Raw genomic sequence first — 21,402 nt, forward strand, 5'->3', positions numbered from 1 at the left:
TCATAAAGTATAACTTGTGAAGCATTGCCTGCTGAAAAAAGGAGAAGAGAAAAATGAATGTTAAGAAATTGAAGAAGAACAAGAAGGGATTTACGCTGGTTGAGATCATCGTGGTTTTGGTAATCATCGGTATCCTGATGGCGCTGGCAGTACCGGCTGTTATGAAGTATATCAATGAGGCAGCAGATACAAAAGTGCAATCTCAGGTAAGAGCAGGTTATGTTGCAGCTCAGTCTTATGCGACAAGCCAGATTGGTGAAAATCCAGGTATTTCAAATGATGATTTGACAACAAAAGTTAATAATGCTGATGCCATTAATGGTGAATTAGGTCTTTCTAAAACCGGTGAAGGCGACGATGCTAAATATCCGGAAGGTGCTGTTAAATCGATTACATGTACGCTGACAGAAAAGAAGATAGATAAGTGTGAGATTCAAGTTGAAGGGTCTAATGATACGTACACTGCTACGCAAACAAAAATTGAAAAAGCTACAAAATAATCAAGTAGAATATAAAGCCTCTTCCAAGAGGCTTTATATTTACACTTTTAATTAAAGAAGGATGGTGAATAAATGGACGCTTTACTATTACTGCTATATCTATATGCATTCCTTATTGGAATTTGTATCACCAGTTTTTTGAACGTGGTAATATGGAGACTTCCTCAGGGCTTATCCTTTGTAAAGGGGAGATCCTATTGCCCTTCATGTCATCATAAGCTGCAGTGGTATGATTTATTCCCGGTGTTCAGCTATCTGTTTCTAAAAGGGAAATGCCGATACTGTGGTAATAAGATTTCAGCTCGTGAAACGGTACTGGAGTTTCTTGGAGGCTGTATCGGGATGTTTTGCTTTTATACCTATGGGTTTTCCTGGGATACTGTTCTTGTGTTTGCAGTATTCATGATTCTTTTCACAATTACCATGATTGATTTTGATACTATGACAATACCAAATGGTTTAATTATATCTTTAATTGTTCCTGTTGGCATTTTCACAGTATTGCATCCGGAAACAGCGTTAATGACAAGAGCTATCGGCTTTTTCATTGTCAGTCTTCCGATGTATCTGTTGACGCTTCTGATTCCGGACTGCTTTGGCGGCGGGGATATCAAGCTGATTGCTGTAGCCGGTTTTCTGCTGGGATGGAAGCTGACACTCCTTGCGTTTTTTATCTCCGTACTGATAGGAGGAAGCTATGCGGTATATCTGCTTTTGTCAAGAAAAACACAAAAGGGAGCACATATCGCCTTTGGACCGTATTTATGTGCAGGGATTATGATATCATTACTTTATGGTGAAACTCTGATACAGGGGTATCTATCGTTATTCGGATTATAAAACAGGCTTGGAGGGAATACAGATATGGCGGTTTATAAATATACGGCGAAGGATATAAATGCCAAAAGGATAACCGGAAAAATGGAAGTAAACAGCAGGAGTGAGCTTGCTGCTTTTCTGCGTTCCAGGGATCAGTATCTGATAGACTGTAAGGATGTGACAAACACACAGCAGAATACATATAAACTGACTCTGAAGGAGCTGTCTGATTTCTCTCGACAGCTGGGAGCGATGATTGGCTCCGGTGTCAGTCTGATACGTGCAATGTCTATTCTTGTACAACGAGAAAGCAAACCGAAAATCAAAAGTATTTATACGGATATGTACCGTAAGCTGCAGCAGGGACAGACACTGTCAATGGCTATGGAATCTGAAGGAAAGGCGTTTCCGGAGCTTATGATCAATATGTATCGAACCGGAGAAAGCAGCGGACAGATGGAAAAGGTTGCTATGACGATGGCTTTGCAGTATGAGAAGGATGATCATATCAAGCGAAAGATACGCAATGCCATGATTTATCCGATTATTCTGTTATGTGTAACCGTTTTTGTTATCATTGTTGTATTTACTTGGATTATTCCAAGCTTCTCGAGTGTGTTTGAAGGAATGGAGCTTCCGTTGATTACGAAAATTGTAAATGGTCTTTCGCAGATTATGATACATTATTGGTACTGGCTTCTGATTGGCATCTTATGTATATTTGCGTTCATCACAACGCTGCTTCGCATAGAGAAGGTTCGGTATCGGTTTGATAAACTGAAGCTGAATGTTCCGAAAATCGGTAAGCTGCTGTGTATCATTTATACAGCGCGCTTTGCCAGAAATATGTGCTCGCTTTATACAAGTGGTATTTCCATCATCAACGGTATGCAGATCATACGCAATACGATCGGGAATAAGTATATAGAATCTCAGTTTGACGGAGTCGTGAATATGGTGAGAAACGGAACCTCACTGTCACAGAGCATACAGAAAATTGACGGCTTTGATCCAAAGCTCGCAAGCTCCATTTACATTGGAGAAGAAAGCGGACGTCTGGAAACAATGCTGACATCTCTGGCAGATGATTTTGATTATGAATCCGAGGCTGCATCTCAGCGTATGGTCACACTATTGGAGCCGGTAATGATTATAATTCTGGCATTGATCGTATTGTGTGTCATGCTGGCGGTATTGCTGCCAATCTATCAGATGTATCAAAATCCAACGAGTCTAAAGTAAAGGGAGAAGCTTATGGCAAAAGAATATGTATTATTTATATCATCACATGCCGTACAGATGATTTACGGGTCATGTGATAAAAAAGATATGGTAAAGGTAGAAGCCTTTCATGAATATCCTCTGGAAGAAGGCGCAATGATCAATGGTGTGATTACCGATGACTCCTCCATCCTTGACATTTTGAAGGAGCTGCAGGAAAACGGCTTAAAGGAAGCCCGGTTTGTAATCGACAGCGGGCAGATTCTTGTGAAAAACATACGGGTTCCCCAGCTTTCAAGAAAGGAGCTGCTGAAGGTCGCAAAGGATGAATTAGCCGATATTGATGGCAGCTATGAGGATCTGATTTACGATTACAGTGTATTGCAGTCATCGTTTGAAGAGGAAGAGAAAAAGGGCGGAGAGATTTTATGCTGTGCTGTTGAAAGAAAATTGCTTACCAGCTATATTGAACTGTTTGATGCCACAGGTATCAGGCTGAAAAGTGTTGATATCTCCATTAATGCCTTGCATACGCTAACGCAGGAGCTGGCAGATTTGAATGGAAAAACCTATATTGTATCGGTTCTGGACGGTAATAATGTATCCTCTTATCTGTTTGAGAAAAACCACTATACCTTTTCTAACAGAACAAGGCTGTTCTCAGAGCGGGGAACGCAGGCTTTTATTTCTGAAATGAACAGTAATATATCCCAGCTGATCCAGTTCAGCAAATCCAAGCAGAGTCCGTACCCTATTGAGAGAGCATATTTCTGCGGTCTGGATGATGCGGAGGAGCTGATGGTTTTTGAAAGTATACGTAGCAATCTGAATTTGCAGGCGGAACAATTTCCGGATTCCAAGATTGTCTATGTAACCGGGGATCACTATAAGGATTTCCATTTGCATGATTATGTGTTCCCCGTAGGGTGTCTGATCAGAAAGTGAGGTGCAGGAGATGTTTCAAAATGGATTGAAAAATAAAGATATTGATTTACTGAAGGTCTATAAACAGAAAAAAGAAGCCTCTCCATATGTCGGCACCTTGAAATATTTGGTGTTTCCCATCAGTGCAGCTGTTATCCTGATATCCTGGTTTGGTATTGTGACCTATCAGAACCATGCATTGGACTCTGATATTGCAGCAGCAAAAGCAGAATTGAAGCAGGTGCAGAAGCAGATTGCAGAGGATCCCAATTTAGAGAAATACCAGTCCTTGCAAAAGGCGATGAATGATGTAGAAAAGTATAAGACGCTGCATAAGGATATTCAGTCTTATCCGCAGCTGAGTCAGAATACATTCGATCAGATATTGATTGCTTCCGATGTGAATACTTCCATTGTATCATTATCTTATCAAAGAGAAACACAGGTGGTGACATTACAGGTGGAGTCGCTTACAGCGGAGGATACGGAGCAGTTTGTCAGAAGACTGAAAAAGAGCAAGACCTTTGAAACCGTTGATTATGCAGGATATGCGCAAACAGAGAAGACAACAAAGACTGCGGAAGCAAATGAAAAAGCTGCAGAAAATGTAAAAGATAATACAGAAAAGAATACGGATACAAAAACAGATACAGAATCCGCAGCACAGCAGCTGCTGGATTTATTGAATAAGACAAATGAAACGAATACACAGGCGGATAAGCAGACAACGACAGTATATTCGGCTACGGTCCTTTGTAAACTGAAGTAGGTGAAAGTATGCGACATTAACGAAGAGAGAAAAAATATTGCTGTATGTATTATTGTGTATTGTTGTTTTTGCCGGAGGGCTGTTCTGGATGCTATTGCCGGCATTGGAAAAGCATAACACACTGAAGGCGGAATATGATACTGCCCAGCTGGAGCTGCAGTCAGTGAAGGCATCGATGATTGACTATGGTGATTTGGATAAGCAGCTGAAGGAGACTTCGGAGGAGCTAAAGAATATCAAGAATAAATTTTATGAAGAAATGAATAAGGAAGATGTTGATAATCTTATCACCTCCATGACGATTGAGCATGGACTGACGCCTGTCAGCCTGAGTATCGCCGAGGCTGATCAGGAAGACATTCTGAGCTATACCGAATATCAGCTGCAGCAGAAAAAAGGTTCTTCCTCCAAGAACAAGGATGGAAAACTGAAGGTTTATAATGTGAATCTGAGTGTGTCCGGTGCAATTACGGATGTTCAGACACTTGTAGATGATGTGAGAACGACAAAGTCATTAAAAGTATCCGGTATTACATATTCGGAAGAGGATGATGAAAAAACAACAACGATTACATTTAAGCTGTTCATGATATAAAGATAGAGAGGTGAGAATATGAGAAGAAATCAGAAGGGATCGGCTTTGCTGTGGGCCATCACTGTCATCATGATTTTGATGATAACCGTTGCAGCTGCACTGGGTATTTCATATTCTTACTATAACAGAAGTGTAAACAATAACAGCAAGCGCCAGGCTTATCTGACCGCAAAGGGTGTTATTCAGAATATTGTAGAGAAAATCGAGCTGGACAACAGTGATTATATCGCTATGATACCGGAAGAGGAAAACCAGTCAACACCATTGAATATAGATATTCCGGAAGCGTCCAATATCGGAAAGGTGACGGAAGCGAAAATTTCCCGTGTTGCGGTGGATAAGGATAAAGATATTCGTGGCAAAATTACGATATCGGTTACTGTGGATTATGCAGAGCAGACAGAGACTGTGAATGCCGATATGCAGCTGGGAAGAACCGGAGATTTGAAAAAATGGCAGTTGTTAAAATACTATAAAGGACAGGGTGCTGAGGTACAGGAAAATATCAATATCAAGAATGCGAAGATTATGATGTCGCATTTAACACCTTTATATGAAGCAGCGTGCACAGGTAATAAAGTCATGCAGGAATATGTGAAAAGCGATGCTGAAATATATGAAAGAATGATTGCAGAGTATGGAGAATCATGGGAAAAATATGCCAACAATGGATATTATAGCAACGATCGTATGAGAGAATATCTTTACACAGGTGTTTATAACAGCAGCATACCGAAATTCGATAATAGTGCAGCATCAAATTTTCCGGAAAAATTTGAGGGTAAAACATTTTATATGAAAACCTATTGCTCGGATGGCAAGAAATTGTCATTTGTATATGCGAATGAAAAAAGCACTATGAATAATGGCGATTGGGAAGCTTCTATGATATTTAATGTTGAGGATGGGCATTGGTATGATGTAACGGAACTCAATGGCAATAAAATTATACCGCTTAAAATTTTAGGTGAGCTGGTAGATGGTAAAGAACCTGAAAATGAATTGCTTAAATGGGAAGCGTTTAAAAAGAAGTATTTTATACCGGAACGATGTGTTGATTAAAGATAGAGGTGATGGAAATGAATAAAAGGGGTATGACTTTAATTGAAATGATTGCAGCTCTAGCGATTCTTTCCATAGCCAGTTTAACGCTATTTGGAGGATTTTCTGCAGTATTAAAAATTATGGGGAATTCAAGCACAATGAAAAACAACAGTGATATGCTTCTTTCTTATGCAGAAGAAACAATGAACAATGATGTGCGAGATAATATTCAAATAGATACAGATAAAGTAACCTATACGATTTCATCTGATCGTGTAAGTGTACCTGTCGCTAGAAATATAGCAATACTGAATGTAAAGGACGATGACAGAGTACATCTAAAGGCACTGGAAGAACCGGGTAATCAGGAAAAAGTAAGGGATACATCCGTTTATAAAGAATTTAAATCAAATCTTGATGAATTTTATAAGTCAATTAAGAAAGCAAGAGAAGCACATGAAGAAATGGAAAACGGGGACTCCTATAACGCTTCTTTGAAAAATGTGCATATTCTGATGTCATCTAATTGGATACAGTTTCCAAAAGAGCTTCTTCCGGTAAGTTATCGCTCAAAGCTTGGAGCACAGGATGTTTACGTTTTTCCATATTATCCATGGGAGATAAAAAAAGGCGATTTACAGCACGATCATGGTGGTCTTATAATCATGTTAAATCCAAGGAATGAATTAGTAGATACAGATATAGACTTCGATGATTATCTTTATATGATTTATGATTATGATAATGAACGCTGGTATTATTGTGATCAGGACACTTATAGAATCAAGGTTGTTTTTTCCTCTTCAGATGGAAAAGTGCTGTATGATGTGAAAAATAATGGCTATATCAAATCTTGGACAGATATGAAAGACATTGTTAAGAATCCGAAAAATGGATGGAAAGTATTGGATATCGATGCAGAATATAATACGAATACAGATTCTATGTGGAAGAATGTAAGCTGATGATGGAAGGAGGCGGCAGGTATGCACTTGAATAAAAAGGGAATGACGTTGATTGAAGTAATTGTAGTTCTGCTGCTGTCCTCCATTTTAATGGTAATTGCGGGTGGTCTGCTTTTGAATAGTATGGGGTATTTTAATCGTACGGCACAAAGCAATTATGAGAAGCAGGCTGTGGATGCTATTTCATCCTATGTAAGGGGGCAATTGGTTTATGCCAGTGAAGTACAGATTGCCACGCAGAAACCGGATAAATCTGATGACTGGCATTGGATTTCAGTAAATGACGATAATCGCCTGATGAAGGATGATACGCAAGTATACAATGCTGATTTTTATAGAGGAAGGAATTTGAAAATCACTGCAAAATGTTATAGTGATAATTATCGTTTGGATTTATCTTTCGCGTTTACTGATAATGAGAAGCAGGTTTATAAAACTGCTTCTACACTGGAACTAGTGAATATTAAAGCAAAGGATAAAAAAGGAGAAGCTATTGCTAATGCAGGAATAAAAGGAAAACAGGTGGATATTTCAGATCACGATCAGGCAGAAGCAGGCTATAAAATCTATTATAAAATAAATGGGGCATTGAAGATCGTGGATGATCCGGATTATCAATATCCGGATATCGATTATGATGATCCTGTATTTGAAGGTACCGTATACGATGAGCTGATGTGTAGAGATGCTTCCATTACCAAGCCGAATGAGGCAGGGAACAATAAGGGAACATGGCTTGCAAATCATGATTATAAAAAAGGGGAATTTGTTGATTATCTGGGTATGACATATCGTGCAGTAAAGGATGTTAGAAATGGAAATGATCCCTTGACGAATCATGGAAATGCATGGAAACCGGTAAATCCTCCATATTGGGTGAAGGGTGCCAGCTATGAAGCAGGGGATGTTGTTATATACCAAATCACAAACACATATTATCAAGCAACAGTGCAGATTCATAATAGCGTGGAGTCACCGGATAACGATAAGCAGAAATGGCATAGGTTAAATACGGCGGAATTGAATGAGATTATAGAAGAACATAAGAGTAAAGATTTTTGTGATATAGATAATAAAGATGAAGGCGATTGGACTGTCGGGGGAGAGAAAGCAAGATGCGATGCACCAGAAAAACAATGGAATGTTGGGCAGGTAATTGAGCCTGGAGATTATGTAGAAGACCCAATGAATCCAGGTCAGTGGTATCGTTATGTATATTCATCACCTTTACAGCCTAATGCTCAAGAAGATAACGCTTGGGCTCCAGGAGGCGTTGCCAGAAATTATTGGAAGAAAATTGATGAAGCTTGGAATACGAATGGAACATATTTTAAAGGAGATATAGTTTCATACACCGTGAATGGAAAAAAGTTATTTTATCAAGCTCTTCAACGAATAGATGGTGTTTGGAATCCTTCTACTATAAATGCTGGATGGTCCAAAGGTTTTGAAAGTATTGAAGAGTTGCTTGGAAATACTAATATATCTGTGACTTGTCAGACATATAGTTAATTTAAAAAGGATGTGTAGAAAATATGAAAAATATACCAATAGGTGAAGTGCTGAAGGATTACGGTTATATCAATGAAGAACAGCTGCAGCGGGCACTTGCAGAACAGAAAAAGGATCGTTCCAAACGGCTTGGACAGCATTTGATTGATTTAGGCTTTATCAGTGAGAATCAGATGCTGAAGGCACTGAGTGATAAACTGAATGAGCCGATGGTTGATTTGAACGAAGAAAAAATCGAAGTGGATGCTGTTGCGAAGATACCGAAAGCACTGGCGCAGAAATATAATTTGATTGCCATCAGCGAAAACAACGGGCGCCTGACGGTAGTAACAAGTGATCCTTTGAATTTCTACGGAATCGAGGATGTACGTCTGGTGACCGGCATGAATATATCCGTATGTCTGTGTGAAAAGGCGGCAATCGACCGTGCCATTGATTACTACTATGCGGAAATCAAAGCCAGAGAAGCAGCCAATGTGGCAAATGAAAACGTTGTATCCTTTGAATTCGATGATACCGAGCTTTATAACTCGGAGGAGGATGACACACCCGTTGTTAAGCTGTTCAACAGTCTTCTGACAAGAGGCTACAATGCCAATGCCAGTGATATACACATAGAGCCGTTTGAGGATAAGACAATGGTTCGTATGCGTATTGACGGTATGATCGTGGATTATGTGCAGCTTGCGAAAAATCTGCACCAGTCGCTGATTGTCCGAATCAAAATTGTAAGCAATATGGATATTGCTGAAAAGCGTGTTCCTCAGGATGGACACTTTCTAACCACGATTGAGGGAATTCGTATGAACCTTCGTGTCTCTGTGATTTCAACTGTATATGGTGAAAAAGCTGTTCTGCGTTTTCTGAACAGCAATACGCCGATTCTGAATGAAAAGCAGTACGGCATGAATACGGATAATTATGCGAAAATGTGTCGTATGATGGAGATGCCGCATGGAATCATCTATATTACAGGACCTACCGGAAGCGGTAAAACAACAACACTGTATATGATTCTGGAAACGCTGGCAAAACGGCAGGTGAATATAGCAACCATTGAGGATCCCGTGGAGAAGAATATCGAACGCGTGAATCAGATGCAGATCAATACCATGGCGGGACTGACCTTTGAGCGCGGACTGCGGGCATTGCTGCGGCAGGATCCGGATATTATTCTGGTCGGTGAAACACGTGATGCGGAGACGGCATCCATTTCTGTACGAGCTGCCATTACCGGACATCTGGTATTGAGCTCTCTGCATACCAATGATGCAATCAGCTCGATTGTCCGTCTGGAGGATATGGGAATTGAACCATATCTGATTGCGAATTCACTGGTTGGAAGTGTTTCACAGCGACTGGTGCGTACGATTTGTCCGCATTGCAGAGAAAAGCTGAAGGCGACAGAGCTGGAACGTCAGGTGCTGGGAAAAGAAATAGAATATGTATATCGCGGTGCAGGCTGTCATCATTGTAACCAGACAGGCTACAAGGGAAGAACGGCTGTGCATGAAATCATACTGATAGATAAGGAAATGCGGAGAATGATTTCTTCTCACAGAGATATTGATGATATCTATGCCTATGTGAAGAAATCACAGCAGCTGCATACCCTGAAGGATGAGGCTGTGGAGCTTGTAATCAATGGACAGACAACGATGGATGAACTGTATAAGATTACGGCTTACAGCGATTAGGAGGTCTGTTTATGAACGATTTACTGGAAGGTATGATTGCCTATGCCAGAGAGCATAACTGCAGTGATATCCATTTGAATGTCGGTGGTCCCGCCATGATTCGGGCAAATGGCGTGCTGCGGGAATATCCCGCATTCATCAAGGATACACAGACGACAGAGATGATCCTTTCTATGGTGGATGAGCGGTTGATGGAGGATTTTAAACAGGGGAAGGATCTGGACTTTACCTATGTCAGCAAGGGAGAGAACCGGCAGAGAGTGAATGTATACCGCCAGCAGGATAAGCTCTGTGCAGCGATTCGTATCATCAATAATACGATTCTGACACTGGATGAGCTGCTGATGCCGGATATTTTGAAGCAGCTCGCTATGGAGCCGCGCGGTCTTGTACTGGTGACCGGACCTACCGGCAGTGGTAAATCCACGACGCTGGCAGCTGTTATGGACTATATCAATGAACGCAGAAACTGTCATATACTTACGATTGAGGATCCGGTGGAATACGTGTATCAGCGTAAGCAGGCGCTTATTCATCAACGGGAAATCGGTCGGGATGTGGACAGCTTTGATACAGCGCTTCGCAGTGCCATGCGTGAGGATCCGGATGTCATTCTGGTGGGAGAGATGCGTGACTATGAAACAATTGCAGCCGTCGTTACACTGGCAGAGACCGGACATCTGGTGTTTTCCACTCTGCACACCATCGGGGCAGCAAAGACAATTGACCGTATCATCGACGTATTTCCACCTCACCGTCAGGAGCAGATCCGTATGCAGGTTTCCGGTATACTGAAAGCTGTAATTACGCAGCAGCTGCTTCCAAAACGTGATGGCAGCGGACGAATTGCCGCGCTGGAGGTTATGATTGGAACAGATGCGATCAGCAGCATGATTCGAGAGAATAAGGTCCATCAGATCAATTCCATAATACAGACAGGGATGCGTGAGGGAATGCAGTCTTTGAACTTTGCTTTGGCACGTCTGGTGCGAAACGGCATGGTGACAAGGGAAGTGGCAGAGAAATACAGCGATGATCCGCAGGAGCTGAAGCAGTATCTGCAATAGAATCCGGTTTCAGCAGTGCACAAAATAAAAATCAGACTTGTAAACAACGTGCAAGTTCTGTATAATAATAAAAGAAAACGTTGAGCAGGAGTAGTAGTTTGGACACCGCAGGACAGGGAGAGCTGATGACGCACTGAGAGTCGGCACACTGCAGGACCTTATGAATTCACCTGTGAGTGGGTTTAATACACCCCCGTTCCATGACGGTTATCCATGACAGAAAGTAAGTGTGTCGCATGACGAAACAGGATGGTACCGCCCGCAAGGGTTCCTGTGTCTTGTGGCTTTTTTTATAAGCAGAAAGGAAGTTGAATATGGAAAAGCTAACGAGTATCAAAGAAGAAGGTCTTTCCCAAATCGAAGCATGTGAGGACCTTGCCCAGCTGCAGCAGCTGCGTGTGCTGTATCTTGGTAAAAAAGGGCCGATTCAGGAAGTGATGAAATCCATGAAGGATTTGCCGAAGGAGGAGCGCCCGGCATTTGGTCAGCTGGTAAATGAGGTTAAGACCCTGTTTGCGAATGCGATCGAAGAACGCAGGGCAGTTTTGGAAGTCGCAGAAATGGAAAAGAGGATTGCGGAAGAAAAAATTGATATCACCCTGTCCGGTCAGAAGCCGAATCTGGGCAATGCACATCCACTGATGATCGTACAGCAGGAAATGGAGGATTTATTCATCGGTCTGGGCTACACGGTAGAGGAAGGCCCGGAAGTAGAGATGGATCTCTATAACTTTGAGCGTGCCAACATACCAAAGGATCACCCGGCCCGGGATATGCAGGATACCTTTTACATAAATGCGGAAGAGCTTCTGCGTACACATACGACAGCCATTCAGACAAGACAGCTTGAAAAATTTGCTCAGGAGGGCAAGGAGCTGATCAAGGTCATCTGTCCCGGGAAGGTATATCGCCGTGACGATGACGATGCAACCCATTCCCATCAGTTTATGCAGTGTGAGGGGCTGGTTGTCGGTGAACACATCACGCTGTCCGATTTAAAGGGGACGCTGCAGTTTCTGGCACAGAAGATGTTTGGGGAAGAACGTGTGATACGGTTCCGTCCAAGCTATTTCCAGTTTACAGAACCAAGTGTGGAGGTTGATGTCAGCTGTCATGTATGTGGTGGCAAGGGCTGTCCGGTCTGCAAGGGAACCGGCTGGATTGAAATTCTGGGTGCCGGCATGGTGCATCCGAATGTTCTTTCCATGGCAGGATATGATGCGGAAAAGCTGAGCGGTTTTGCTTTCGGTATCGGAATTGAACGAGTGGCAATGCTGAAATACGGAATTACGGATATCCGTAATTTCTATACCAATGACATTCGTTTCTTGAAGACATTCAACCGGTTTGAGTAGGAGGACGCTGACATGAAAATAAGTAAGAAATGGCTAAGCCAGTATATGGACTTATCCGATATGAGCATAGAGGAAATTGCGGATAAAATAACGTCTGCCGGTCTTGAGGTAGAGGGCATTGAAAAAATGAGTCAGGGAAGCAATCTGGTCATCGGTAAGGTGATAAGCTGTGAGGATCATCCGGATTCCGATCATCTGCATGTATGCCAGGTTGACCTTGGAGATAAAATTGAACAAATCGTATGCGGTGCGCCAAATGTGGCAGCTGGACAAAAGGTAATTGTGGCTCGTGTCGGAGCGAAGCTTCTGGGTGGTGACATCAAGGCAGGGGTTATCCGTGGACAGGAGTCCAATGGAATGATCTGTTCCCTGCTGGAGCTGGGCGTTGATCCGCATCAGCTGAGTGAGGAAAGCAAAAACGGCATTGAGGTGCTGGATGAGGATGCACCGGTGGGGAATGAAAATCCGCTGGGCTACCTCGCTCTGGATGATGAAATTCTGGATGTGGGATTAACACCGAATCGAAATGACTGTATGGCTGCGTGGTCCATGGCACTGGAAACAGGTGCGATTCTGCATAAGGAAGTGAATATCCCATATGTAGAGGGTGCTGCCAATGTAGGGGAAGCAAGCAGGCTGATCGTTCGCAGTGAAACAGAGAAATGTCCGCTCTTTTTGGGAAAGGTCATCAATTCCGTAACCATTAAGCCTTCACCGAAATGGATGCAGGAGCTGTTGATGGCAGCAGGAATGAAGTCAATCAACAATGTTGTTGATATCAGTAATATTGTTATGCTGGAAACAGGGCAGCCGCTGCATTTCTATGATCTTGATGCTATTCCGGCACAGGAAATCACAGTGAAGGATCAGCAGCGGTTTGATTACACAGCACTGGATGGAGAAAGCTATCACATTGAAGAGGATGATATCGTCATTACGACAGAGGGGAAACCAATCGGTATTGCCGGTATCATGGGAGGTGATGATTCCAAGATTGAGGAAACGACAAAGGGAATCATTATCGAGGCAGCAATCTTCCATCACGTATCCATCCGAAACACCAGCCGCCGTTTGAATCTTGGCACGGATGCCAGTGTCCGCTATCAGAAGGGTATCGAGCCGATGGCTACCTTCAAGGCTGTGGATCGTGCAGTGCAGCTGCTGATTGAATATGCAGATGCAAGTGGATTGGAAGAAACCAAGCAGTATGGCAGCAACGGCTATACACCGTTGGAATTTGATGTGAATCTGGATCGCATCAATGTTCTACTTGGCACGGATTTCCAGCAGGAAGAGGTTATGAAGGTACTGGATGATCTGCATCTGGAGCCGTCTGTTAACAATTCGGATATTCATGTGAAAATCCCAAGCTATCGAATGGATCTGGCAATCGAGGCCGATATCGCAGAGGAAATCATCCGCATTCTGGGATATGACCGTCTGCCAAGTACAATGCCGAAGATGCCTTCCACTGTCGGAGCGCTGAACAGCCGCCAGCAGCTGCGCAGAAAATACAGAAATATGCTTTCTGATCTGGGCTACAATGAAGCGGTTACCTATTCTCTGGTTGGGAAAAAGGAAATCGAGGATGCAGTCATGCCGCACAAGGACATTGTCGAGCTGGCAGCTCCGATGAGTGAGGATCACAAATATGTACGGGATTCCATTCTGCCGAGTCTGCTGGAGTGTGTGGCTTATAATCAGGCGCGTTCCATCAAGGATATTGCATTGTTTGAAATCAGCAATGTCTATGGATTGGGACACGTGGAGGAACGTCTGGCTGTGGCAGCAAGCGGTGCTCTGCAGGAAAACCGCTGGCAGAAATTCCGCATGGAGGTGGATTTCTATACCGTCAAGGGACTGGTCGAGGCACTTCTGGAGAGTATCGGTTATCAGGGAAGCCGTGTAGTGTTTAAGGAAAATCATACCGATATTGTACATTTCCATCCATATCGCAGTGCAGAGGTGTATCTTGGAAGAGAGCTTCTTGGACTGGTTGGTCAGATTCATCCGAAAATGGCGCAGGCCTATGATATTACAGAAACACTTGCTCTGGAAATCAATCTGGAGGTTCTCTTGAAGAACAAGCCGGGAAAGGTGAAGTTCACTGAGGTAAGCAAATATCCATCCATCAGCCGCGACCTTGCATTTGTCGTGAAGGAGGATGTTAAGGTAGCGGATATCATTAGCAGCATTAAGAAAAACGGCAAGCTGGAGAAAGAGAATATTATCCAGAATGTGGAGGTGTTTGATGTTTACACCGGAGAACATGTGGAGAAGGGAAGCAAGTCTATCGCGTTGAGCATTGTTTTCCAATCTGCACAGCGTACGCTGAAGGATGCGGATATCAATGAAATCCACAACAGGATTCTGGAAACACTGGAGAAGGATCTGCACGCACAGCTGCGAGCATAACCACCTGTTTCAGGAATACCGATAATTTATAGAAAGAGATGACAGGCATTTCGCACATGTCATCCTTTTTTTATATCTGCTTTCAGAATCAGGATGCCATGTAGAATCCAATGGCAGCGTACATAAAAAACATGGAACGGTTGCGAAAGAAACAACAGAAACAGCCTTATTCTTTTGATTTCCCTGTTATAAGGAAGGCAATAAACGAAGCTGATATGCAAAAGGGCTGTACCGGTTTGATTGCGCATATAATCCCTATCATGCCGCAATTCTATATGCCTGTAAAGGAAATAAAAAAACGCCTTTACTCTACATTATATAGAGAAAATGCGTGTTTATGCTGAGACGGCTGTTTCCCATCCTCTTTACTTCTTTCCGGACTCATGCTGGAGACGGAATACAAGAATTTGCGGAGGAGCCAGCAGGCGCATGTCGATATCCTTGGTTCCAAGACCATTGGATACATACAGACTGGTACCATTGATATCATAGGAGCCGTGATTATAGGTTGCAGCTCCTTCCATGGTATGCAGCGGTCCTAATAGCGGCAGATAGATCTGTCCGCCCAAAGAATGCCCTGCGATGATCAGATTGAGATATTTTGTATTGATTCCGCTTGTTTTTACAATATCGGGACAGTGCGTCACCAGAATATTAAATTCGTCCTCACTGACCTTTTTCATAGCCCTGTCCGGCTGCGGATCGCCGTTCAGCATATTGTTTAAGCCGATCAGTGATATGCTGGAATCGCCCTTGTTTCTGAGCCGTATACTGGTATCACTCAGAATTTCAAAATCGCCGTCATATAAAATCTGAGAAACGATCTTCTTTGTCTTGTCATTCGCCAGATCCTCATCACCGAGAACGGCGAACTTGCCAAGGGGTGCATCGATGCTTTTCAGGATGGTTGTCAAATCCTTGCTCATCTGAGAATCCGGAGCCTTTGTCTGCGGGTTGGAGAACATGTCACCACCGAAAATCACAACATCGGCACCGGTTGTATTCAGCTTGCTGATCATACTTGTAAGACGTTCTTTGTTCATGTATTCATTGTATTTGATATCGCTGATGAATGCGATTTTCAAATCGTTCATATCTTCCGGTATCTTGCTGGAGGAAATCGTCTGATAGGAGAGGTTCACACGGTCTACGGAAATATAGATGGAGTAGAAGAAGACTCCGGCGACGATCAGAGCAAGAAGTATCAGGACAGAAACGATTTTAAGTAGTTTTTTTACCATTGCCGACACCTCATATTCCTTACTATTCTATCATAAATTGCGGTGCATTGCCATAAGAAAAGACAGTCGTTTAACTGTCTAGGATTGTGCGTTCTGCGGTTCCTTCTTTTTTGCCGGACGCTTGGTTGCTCTGGCAGCTCTGGCCTGTGCCATGGCAGCCATTGCCGTCTTGGAATTGATAATGACAGGGATGACGATTGGATTACGATGCGTCTTGTTATACAGGAACGGCTCCAGTGTCGAGCGCACACAGTTCTTCAGCTCGGAGAAGGTGGTGCGTTCCTTCATTTTCTCATTTAAAGCCGCATACACGATCTGCTCAGCTTCGCGCAGCAGACCCTGTGAATCCTTGATGAAGACAAAGCCCCGGGAAACGATGACCGGCTTGCACAGCACCTTGTTTTCCTTGGAATCTATCGCAATGATAGCAGCAACCAGACCGTTGTCAGCCAGAATGGTTCGGTCCTTTAGGACGGCTGTGGATACACCGCTGATGTCATTGCCGTCAACATATATATCATCCGCCTGAATTCGCCAGCTGCTTTCAAACACCTGATGATTGCGCAGTATCAGAACATCACCGTTTGCACAGGTGAAGATGTGATCATCCGCCAGTCCGGTTTCCTTTCCGGTTTCCTTATGCTGCACCAGCATTTTGTATTCGCCGTGAATCGGCATAAAGTATTTCGGCTTGATCAGCTGCAGCATCAGCTTCTGTTCCTCCTGAGAGGCATGTCCAGTTGTATGCAGATTGCTCAGGATGGATTTTGTCAGTACATTGGCACCGGCGCGAAACAGCTTGTTGACCACCTGATTGACGCTTGCACCGTTGCCCGGAATCGGACTGGAGGAAAAGACAACCGTATCGCCTGGAATCAGCTTGATGTAGCGGTGGGTTCCATTCGCAATCCGTGACAGGGCGGCCAAAGGCTCTCCCTGACTTCCGGTACATACGATACAGGTTTTGTTTGCCGGTGTGCGTCCCAGCTGATCCGGACTAAGGAAATGCTGCTCGCCAACCTTGATTTTGCCCATTTTGCGTCCAATCGTCACGACATTTTCCATGCTTCGTCCAAAGATGATCACCTTTCTTCCGCAGGCAACTGCAGCCTCCAGAATCTGGGATACACGGTATACATTGGAAGCGAAGGTTGCGACGATGAGCCGTCCGCTTGTTTTTTTCATCGTATCGAGAATTTCCGCTGCCACCTTTTTCTCGGAAATGGAGAAATCCTCCACACCGGAATTGGTGGAATCGCTCAGCAGCAGATCAACACCGATCTGTCCCATATACGCCATGACCTGATAATCGGAATTGGTGCCGACCGGGGTCAGGTCAAATTTGAAATCGCCGGTATGAACGATGCGTCCGTTCGGCGTGTTGATCAAAATTCCCAGAGAATCGGGAATGGAGTGTGTCGTATTGAAGAAGCCGCATGTGAAATGCTGCATCTTAACCGAGCTGCGATCATTGATTTCAATGATTTTCACACTGCGCAGCATTCTGCGCTCCTCCAGCTTTTTGTTGATCAGTGCCACTGCAAAGGCAGGGGCATAAATTGCCTCAATATCCACGCTTTTTAACAAAAACGGGATCCCGCCGATGTGATCCTCGTGACCATGGGTGATGATCAGAACCTTTCGCTTGCGGTTATTTTTTACCAGATAGTTGTAATCCGGAATGACATAGTCAACACCGAGAAGGTTTTCCTCAGGAAAACGAACACCAGAATCGATAATCAGTATCTCATTCTCGTGTTCAAAGCAGTACATATTTTTACCGACTTCGCCCAGTCCTCCCATAGCATAGATGAGAGTATCTCCGCGTTCCGTATTGATTTTATTATAACTGTTCTTTGTATTCTCCTGATTGTTTCTCGGTGCAGTGTTTCGATTATTTCGATGATTGTTATTCATAAATAACTCCTTTCTTACATACCAAATTTGAATCTGCACCTGATATCTTTTACTATTATAGCATACTTTGAAAAAAATAAACGTGTTTTGCTGCTAATTTTCCCATGTAAGCGCATGTCTTTTTCATATAGCACCTTTTCAGTCATAAGAAAATGCTCATTTCTGAGCATTATTCAATGACGATTGCTGTTGGATCCTCCCGCCATGGATCCTGTTTGTTTATGCGGTCATAAAACAACGTTCCTGAAAAATGATCGATTTCATGCTGAAGGACAATGGCCAGATAATTCTTAGCCTTTATCGTTATTTCCTGCTTTTGCAGAAGGTCATATCCCCTTACGGTGATACGCGCTGCTCTGGGTACGATACCCTCATGCTCATTTTCAACAGACAGACAGCCCTCTCCGTTTTTCAGATAAGCGCGCTGTACGGACTCGGATACGATCCGCGGGTTGACAAGCGCATATTCGTCAATTCCTTCCTCATTGGGCACAACCACAGCCAGCATTCTTTTTGGAACACCAAGCTGTATGGCAGCGATACCCACCGCAGGACGAAGATTCTCTTTCTCAGCGATTTCTGCATCCTGTGAGCTGCGGACATAGGTCAGCATGTCCTGCAGCAGTGCTTCGTCCTCAGCACCGAGGGGAAGCGTAACAGGCTCACTTTTCGTACGAACGATTGCATCTGTATCTTTTACAATATCATCATAGTTCAAACTCATATGCAAACTCCTTTTCTTACGATACTATTTTAAACGCTTTTCTCTGAGAATGGAAGTGTTTTGCGAAATTATTGTGAAAAAACATGGAATCTATGATATTATAAAAGATACATGAGAAATGAAAAAGGAGAGGAATACGCATGCGAATAAAAAATGTAGTCTTAACGTTGAAGATGCCGAAAAAATTTGATTTTCTAATGCAGTTTGCCGTGCTGATTCTGATCCTGTTCGGTACCCTGATGATCGTATCCACCAATGTCGGCAATACGACGAAGGATCCCTATATCATACCAAAGGTTCTGGCAAAGCAGCTGTTTTTTATCATTGTATCCTATGTGCTGATGACCTTTTTTGCGAACAACTTCACAATGAAGCGTGCACAGAAGCTGTTTCCTGTCTTTGGTATCGGTATTATCATCGCACTGTTTTCCACACAGCTGTTTGAAGGTGTGCTGGGAAGTAAGGCATGGATTCGTATTCCGATACCCGGTCTTGGCGAAATGACGATTCAGCCGTCAGAGTTCGCAAAGGTTTATATGGTTGTCGTGATGGCGGTATTTGTAGAGCTGACGGCCCGAAGGCGCAAGTTTAAGTTTTGGACGATTGTCCGTATTCCGGTATATTTTTTCATGGTAATCGTAGCCGCTATCCTGCTGCAGAAGGATTTGGGAACTCTTTTTGTTCTGGTTCTGCTGTGTGCCATCTGTTTTCTGATACCCTCGCATATCAGCTTGCGCAAGCAGCAGCGATGGGTGCGTCTTGGATTGATCATCGGATGTATCAGCATTGTATTTATCATGAGTGAGCCTGTTATTGATTTCCTGAACGGCATCGGACCTTTGCAGCATGTTGCCGTCCGTATCGAAAATGCGCTGAATCCGTTTACGGACCCGCATAACAACGGGTATCAGCTAATCAACGGTCTGTATGGCTTTGCCCGCAGCGGCTTTACGGGAGTCGGACTGGGAAATTCCATTCAGAAATACGGTTATCTGACACAGTCGGACAATGACTTTATCCTGTCGATCATCGTTGAGGAGCTGGGGATTTTCGGACTTATGGTCGTTGTGCTTGGCTATGTGGTCATTTTGCAGCGGCTGTTCTATTATGCCTTTCACACGAAGAGTGAGGGCTATAAGGTCATACTGGTAGGAACCGCCATGTATATTTTCATTCACTTTGCACTGAATGTCGGCGGAGTGAGCGGCCTGATTCCGCTGACCGGGGTACCGCTGCTGTTTATTTCCAGCGGAGGGTCCTCCCTGATGTCCATCATGACGGCAATCGGTATTTCCCAGTCTGTCATTTCCAGAATACGAAGACAGGGCAGTGTGGCAGTCAGTGCGGCAGCCAAGCAGCTGCCGCATACATAAAAAAGAGCCCTAAGGGGTAAAGGGCTCTTTAAGAAAGGGAAGAGGAGAAACAAAGATTGGGGGGTAACAGCCGTTTTACCGGCTGCACTATTATACTTCCCCTATGCATTTGCTTTATACATGAGGAGTTGAAAAAAATGAGAATTGTTGCAGGTGAATTTCGATCCCGTGTGATTTCAGCGGTCGAAGGCAATACGACACGGCCTACAACGGATAAAATCAAGGAAGCTGTTTTCTCCCGTATCGGGCCCTATTTTGACGGAGGAAACATGCTCGATCTATTTGGCGGCAGCGGGAATATGTCTTTGGAGGCGATTTCCCGCGGTATGGAGCATGCGCTTGTTTGTGATGTCAGTCATGCAGCTGTATCAACTATTCATAAAAACGTGAAGACGCTGGATGTTGCCTCACGGGTGACCATCTGGAAAATGGATTATCGTCAGGTGCTTGCCAAGGCTTCACAGGAACAAAGAACCTTTGATCTGGTCTATCTGGATCCCCCGTACAAGAAGCAGCAGATTTTGCATATTTTGCAGTATCTCGATACGCATGATCTGGTGAATGAGCTGGGAGATATCGTCTGTGAGAGTCTGAAGGAGGATGAATTTCCTGATCAGGTAGGTGCTTTGCATAAGGTAAAGGATGTCACCTATGGAATTACCCGCATAACGTATTATCGAAAGGAGTGCATGGAATGAAAGCAGCAATCTTTCCCGGAAGCTTCGATCCTGTTACACTGGGGCATCTGGATATCATTGAGCGCGCCAGCAGATTGTTTGATCGCCTGATTGTCGTTATTCTGGAAAATTCAGAAAAACATGCCACCTTTTCCATGGAGGAGCGTTTGACATTCCTGCGCAGCAACACAGCGCATCTTTCCAATGTCGAGGTAGCCGCTGATCACGGCCTGACGGTTGATTTTGCCAGAAAGCAGGAGGCGGTTGCTATCGTGCGCGGTGTGCGGAGTGTGAAGGATTATGAATATGAGCTGGATATCGCCAGTGTGAATCAGCATATTGCGCCTGAGGTGGAAACTGTACTGTTGTACGCATCCCCGGAATTTTCCTATGTGTCCAGCTCTATCATACGGGAGCTGGTGAAATACGGACAGGATATTTCTGCTTATGTACCGAAGGATGTAATGGAGGCCTTTGTGAATAGATAAAAAGCAGGGAAGGGAAAAGCAGCGGATAAGTGTATCATTCCTAACGCTTGAATACCGGTATAAGCTGTTTTAAATTAAAGAATGAAATTCCTAATATAC

19 protein-coding genes are annotated in these 21,402 nt (G+C 43.6%); 16 read left to right on the plus strand and 3 right to left on the minus strand.

Annotated features, from left to right (window positions below):
• The first annotated feature begins 53 nt into the window (after nucleotides 1–53).
• From KSZ58_RS07025 to pheT, 13 genes are all read left to right on the plus strand, one after another.
• A complete protein-coding gene (locus KSZ58_RS07025) occupies nucleotides 54–500 on the plus strand; it encodes a prepilin-type N-terminal cleavage/methylation domain-containing protein (protein WP_009269199.1) in 447 nt (148 codons plus the stop codon).
• Between the two features lie 72 nt (nucleotides 501–572).
• Entirely contained in the window at nucleotides 573–1,340 is a 768-nt protein-coding gene (locus KSZ58_RS07030) for an A24 family peptidase (protein ID WP_008817422.1), read from the plus strand.
• 24 nt (nucleotides 1,341–1,364) lie between these two features.
• Complete coding sequence (locus tag KSZ58_RS07035) at nucleotides 1,365–2,561, plus strand: type II secretion system F family protein (protein ID WP_002608803.1); 1,197 nt, start codon at nucleotides 1,365–1,367, stop codon at nucleotides 2,559–2,561.
• A 12-nt stretch (nucleotides 2,562–2,573) separates the two neighbouring features.
• A complete protein-coding gene (gene pilM / locus KSZ58_RS07040; protein WP_009269198.1) occupies nucleotides 2,574–3,485 on the plus strand; it encodes a type IV pilus biogenesis protein PilM in 912 nt (303 codons plus the stop codon).
• 25 nt (nucleotides 3,486–3,510) lie between these two features.
• Nucleotides 3,511–4,233, plus strand: a complete 723-nt coding sequence (locus KSZ58_RS07045) for a hypothetical protein (RefSeq protein WP_224727207.1) — start codon at nucleotides 3,511–3,513, stop codon at nucleotides 4,231–4,233.
• A gap of 88 nt (nucleotides 4,234–4,321) precedes the next feature.
• Complete coding sequence (locus KSZ58_RS07050) at nucleotides 4,322–4,828, plus strand: hypothetical protein (protein ID WP_009269197.1); 507 nt, start codon at nucleotides 4,322–4,324, stop codon at nucleotides 4,826–4,828.
• 18 nt (nucleotides 4,829–4,846) lie between these two features.
• On the plus strand, nucleotides 4,847–5,890 hold the full coding sequence (locus KSZ58_RS07055) for a hypothetical protein (protein WP_009269196.1): 1,044 nt from the start codon (nucleotides 4,847–4,849) through the stop codon (nucleotides 5,888–5,890).
• A 17-nt stretch (nucleotides 5,891–5,907) separates the two neighbouring features.
• Entirely contained in the window at nucleotides 5,908–6,837 is a 930-nt protein-coding gene (locus KSZ58_RS07060) for a type II secretion system protein (protein WP_008817417.1), read from the plus strand.
• Nucleotides 6,838–6,858: 21 nt separating this feature from the next.
• Nucleotides 6,859–8,349 (plus strand): type II secretion system protein, encoded by a 1,491-nt coding sequence (locus tag KSZ58_RS07065; RefSeq protein WP_009269195.1) that lies wholly within the window; start codon nucleotides 6,859–6,861, stop codon nucleotides 8,347–8,349.
• A gap of 23 nt (nucleotides 8,350–8,372) precedes the next feature.
• A complete protein-coding gene (locus KSZ58_RS07070) occupies nucleotides 8,373–10,046 on the plus strand; it encodes a GspE/PulE family protein (RefSeq protein WP_009269194.1) in 1,674 nt (557 codons plus the stop codon).
• Nucleotides 10,047–10,057: 11 nt separating this feature from the next.
• Nucleotides 10,058–11,113: a type IV pilus twitching motility protein PilT gene (locus KSZ58_RS07075; RefSeq protein WP_009269193.1), complete on the plus strand. Its 1,056-nt coding sequence runs from the start codon at nucleotides 10,058–10,060 to the stop codon at nucleotides 11,111–11,113.
• Nucleotides 11,114–11,427: 314 nt separating this feature from the next.
• Complete coding sequence (gene pheS / locus KSZ58_RS07080) at nucleotides 11,428–12,468, plus strand: phenylalanine--tRNA ligase subunit alpha (RefSeq protein WP_008817413.1); 1,041 nt, start codon at nucleotides 11,428–11,430, stop codon at nucleotides 12,466–12,468.
• A 12-nt stretch (nucleotides 12,469–12,480) separates the two neighbouring features.
• Nucleotides 12,481–14,883 (plus strand): phenylalanine--tRNA ligase subunit beta, encoded by a 2,403-nt coding sequence (pheT, locus tag KSZ58_RS07085; RefSeq protein WP_009269192.1) that lies wholly within the window; start codon nucleotides 12,481–12,483, stop codon nucleotides 14,881–14,883.
• Nucleotides 14,884–15,248: 365 nt separating this feature from the next.
• On the opposite strand, the gene KSZ58_RS07090 is transcribed toward pheT, so the two are convergent.
• The 3 genes from KSZ58_RS07090 to def all read right to left on the minus strand — a co-directional run bounded on the left by KSZ58_RS07090 (nucleotide 15,249) and on the right by def (nucleotide 18,765).
• Nucleotides 15,249–16,124, minus strand: coding sequence for a metallophosphoesterase (locus KSZ58_RS07090; RefSeq protein WP_009269191.1), 876 nt, complete (start codon nucleotides 16,122–16,124; stop codon nucleotides 15,249–15,251).
• Between the two features lie 78 nt (nucleotides 16,125–16,202).
• Nucleotides 16,203–18,041, minus strand: a complete 1,839-nt coding sequence (gene rnjA, locus KSZ58_RS07095) for a ribonuclease J1 (RefSeq protein WP_002608816.1) — start codon at nucleotides 18,039–18,041, stop codon at nucleotides 16,203–16,205.
• A 169-nt stretch (nucleotides 18,042–18,210) separates the two neighbouring features.
• Complete coding sequence (def, locus tag KSZ58_RS07100) at nucleotides 18,211–18,765, minus strand: peptide deformylase (protein WP_008817411.1); 555 nt, start codon at nucleotides 18,763–18,765, stop codon at nucleotides 18,211–18,213.
• A gap of 140 nt (nucleotides 18,766–18,905) precedes the next feature.
• Here def and KSZ58_RS07105 point away from each other — a divergent pair, with 140 nt between their 5' ends.
• The 3 genes from KSZ58_RS07105 to coaD all read left to right on the plus strand — a co-directional run bounded on the left by KSZ58_RS07105 (nucleotide 18,906) and on the right by coaD (nucleotide 21,303).
• Complete coding sequence (locus KSZ58_RS07105) at nucleotides 18,906–20,138, plus strand: FtsW/RodA/SpoVE family cell cycle protein (protein ID WP_008817410.1); 1,233 nt, start codon at nucleotides 18,906–18,908, stop codon at nucleotides 20,136–20,138.
• A gap of 128 nt (nucleotides 20,139–20,266) precedes the next feature.
• Nucleotides 20,267–20,836, plus strand: a complete 570-nt coding sequence (gene rsmD / locus KSZ58_RS07110; protein ID WP_227761503.1) for a 16S rRNA (guanine(966)-N(2))-methyltransferase RsmD — start codon at nucleotides 20,267–20,269, stop codon at nucleotides 20,834–20,836.
• On the plus strand, nucleotides 20,833–21,303 hold the full coding sequence (coaD, locus tag KSZ58_RS07115; RefSeq protein WP_008817408.1) for a pantetheine-phosphate adenylyltransferase: 471 nt from the start codon (nucleotides 20,833–20,835) through the stop codon (nucleotides 21,301–21,303). Before rsmD ends, coaD begins: the two co-directional genes overlap by 4 nt.
• Nucleotides 21,304–21,402: the final 99 nt, after the last annotated feature.

It is taken from the genome of Erysipelatoclostridium sp. DFI.2.3 (assembly GCF_019132535.1).
GTDB lineage: Bacteria > Bacillota_I > Bacilli_A > Erysipelotrichales > Erysipelotrichaceae > Clostridium_AQ > Clostridium_AQ innocuum.

Coding starts and splice junctions, on each gene's coding strand:
- KSZ58_RS07025 (WP_009269199.1), top strand. CDS start 54: ATGAATGTTAAGAAATTGAAGAAGAACAAGAAGGGATTTACGCTGGTT.
- KSZ58_RS07030 (WP_008817422.1), top strand. CDS start 573: ATGGACGCTTTACTATTACTGCTATATCTATATGCATTCCTTATTGGA.
- KSZ58_RS07035 (WP_002608803.1), top strand. CDS start 1,365: ATGGCGGTTTATAAATATACGGCGAAGGATATAAATGCCAAAAGGATA.
- pilM (WP_009269198.1), top strand. CDS start 2,574: ATGGCAAAAGAATATGTATTATTTATATCATCACATGCCGTACAGATG.
- KSZ58_RS07050 (WP_009269197.1), top strand. CDS start 4,322: ATGCTATTGCCGGCATTGGAAAAGCATAACACACTGAAGGCGGAATAT.
- KSZ58_RS07055 (WP_009269196.1), top strand. CDS start 4,847: ATGAGAAGAAATCAGAAGGGATCGGCTTTGCTGTGGGCCATCACTGTC.
- KSZ58_RS07060 (WP_008817417.1), top strand. CDS start 5,908: ATGAATAAAAGGGGTATGACTTTAATTGAAATGATTGCAGCTCTAGCG.
- KSZ58_RS07065 (WP_009269195.1), top strand. CDS start 6,859: ATGCACTTGAATAAAAAGGGAATGACGTTGATTGAAGTAATTGTAGTT.
- KSZ58_RS07070 (WP_009269194.1), top strand. CDS start 8,373: ATGAAAAATATACCAATAGGTGAAGTGCTGAAGGATTACGGTTATATC.
- KSZ58_RS07075 (WP_009269193.1), top strand. CDS start 10,058: ATGAACGATTTACTGGAAGGTATGATTGCCTATGCCAGAGAGCATAAC.
- pheS (WP_008817413.1), top strand. CDS start 11,428: ATGGAAAAGCTAACGAGTATCAAAGAAGAAGGTCTTTCCCAAATCGAA.
- pheT (WP_009269192.1), top strand. CDS start 12,481: ATGAAAATAAGTAAGAAATGGCTAAGCCAGTATATGGACTTATCCGAT.
- KSZ58_RS07090 (WP_009269191.1), bottom strand. CDS start 16,124: ATGGTAAAAAAACTACTTAAAATCGTTTCTGTCCTGATACTTCTTGCT.
- rnjA (WP_002608816.1), bottom strand. CDS start 18,041: ATGAATAACAATCATCGAAATAATCGAAACACTGCACCGAGAAACAAT.
- def (WP_008817411.1), bottom strand. CDS start 18,765: ATGAGTTTGAACTATGATGATATTGTAAAAGATACAGATGCAATCGTT.
- KSZ58_RS07105 (WP_008817410.1), top strand. CDS start 18,906: ATGCGAATAAAAAATGTAGTCTTAACGTTGAAGATGCCGAAAAAATTT.
- coaD (WP_008817408.1), top strand. CDS start 20,833: ATGAAAGCAGCAATCTTTCCCGGAAGCTTCGATCCTGTTACACTGGGG.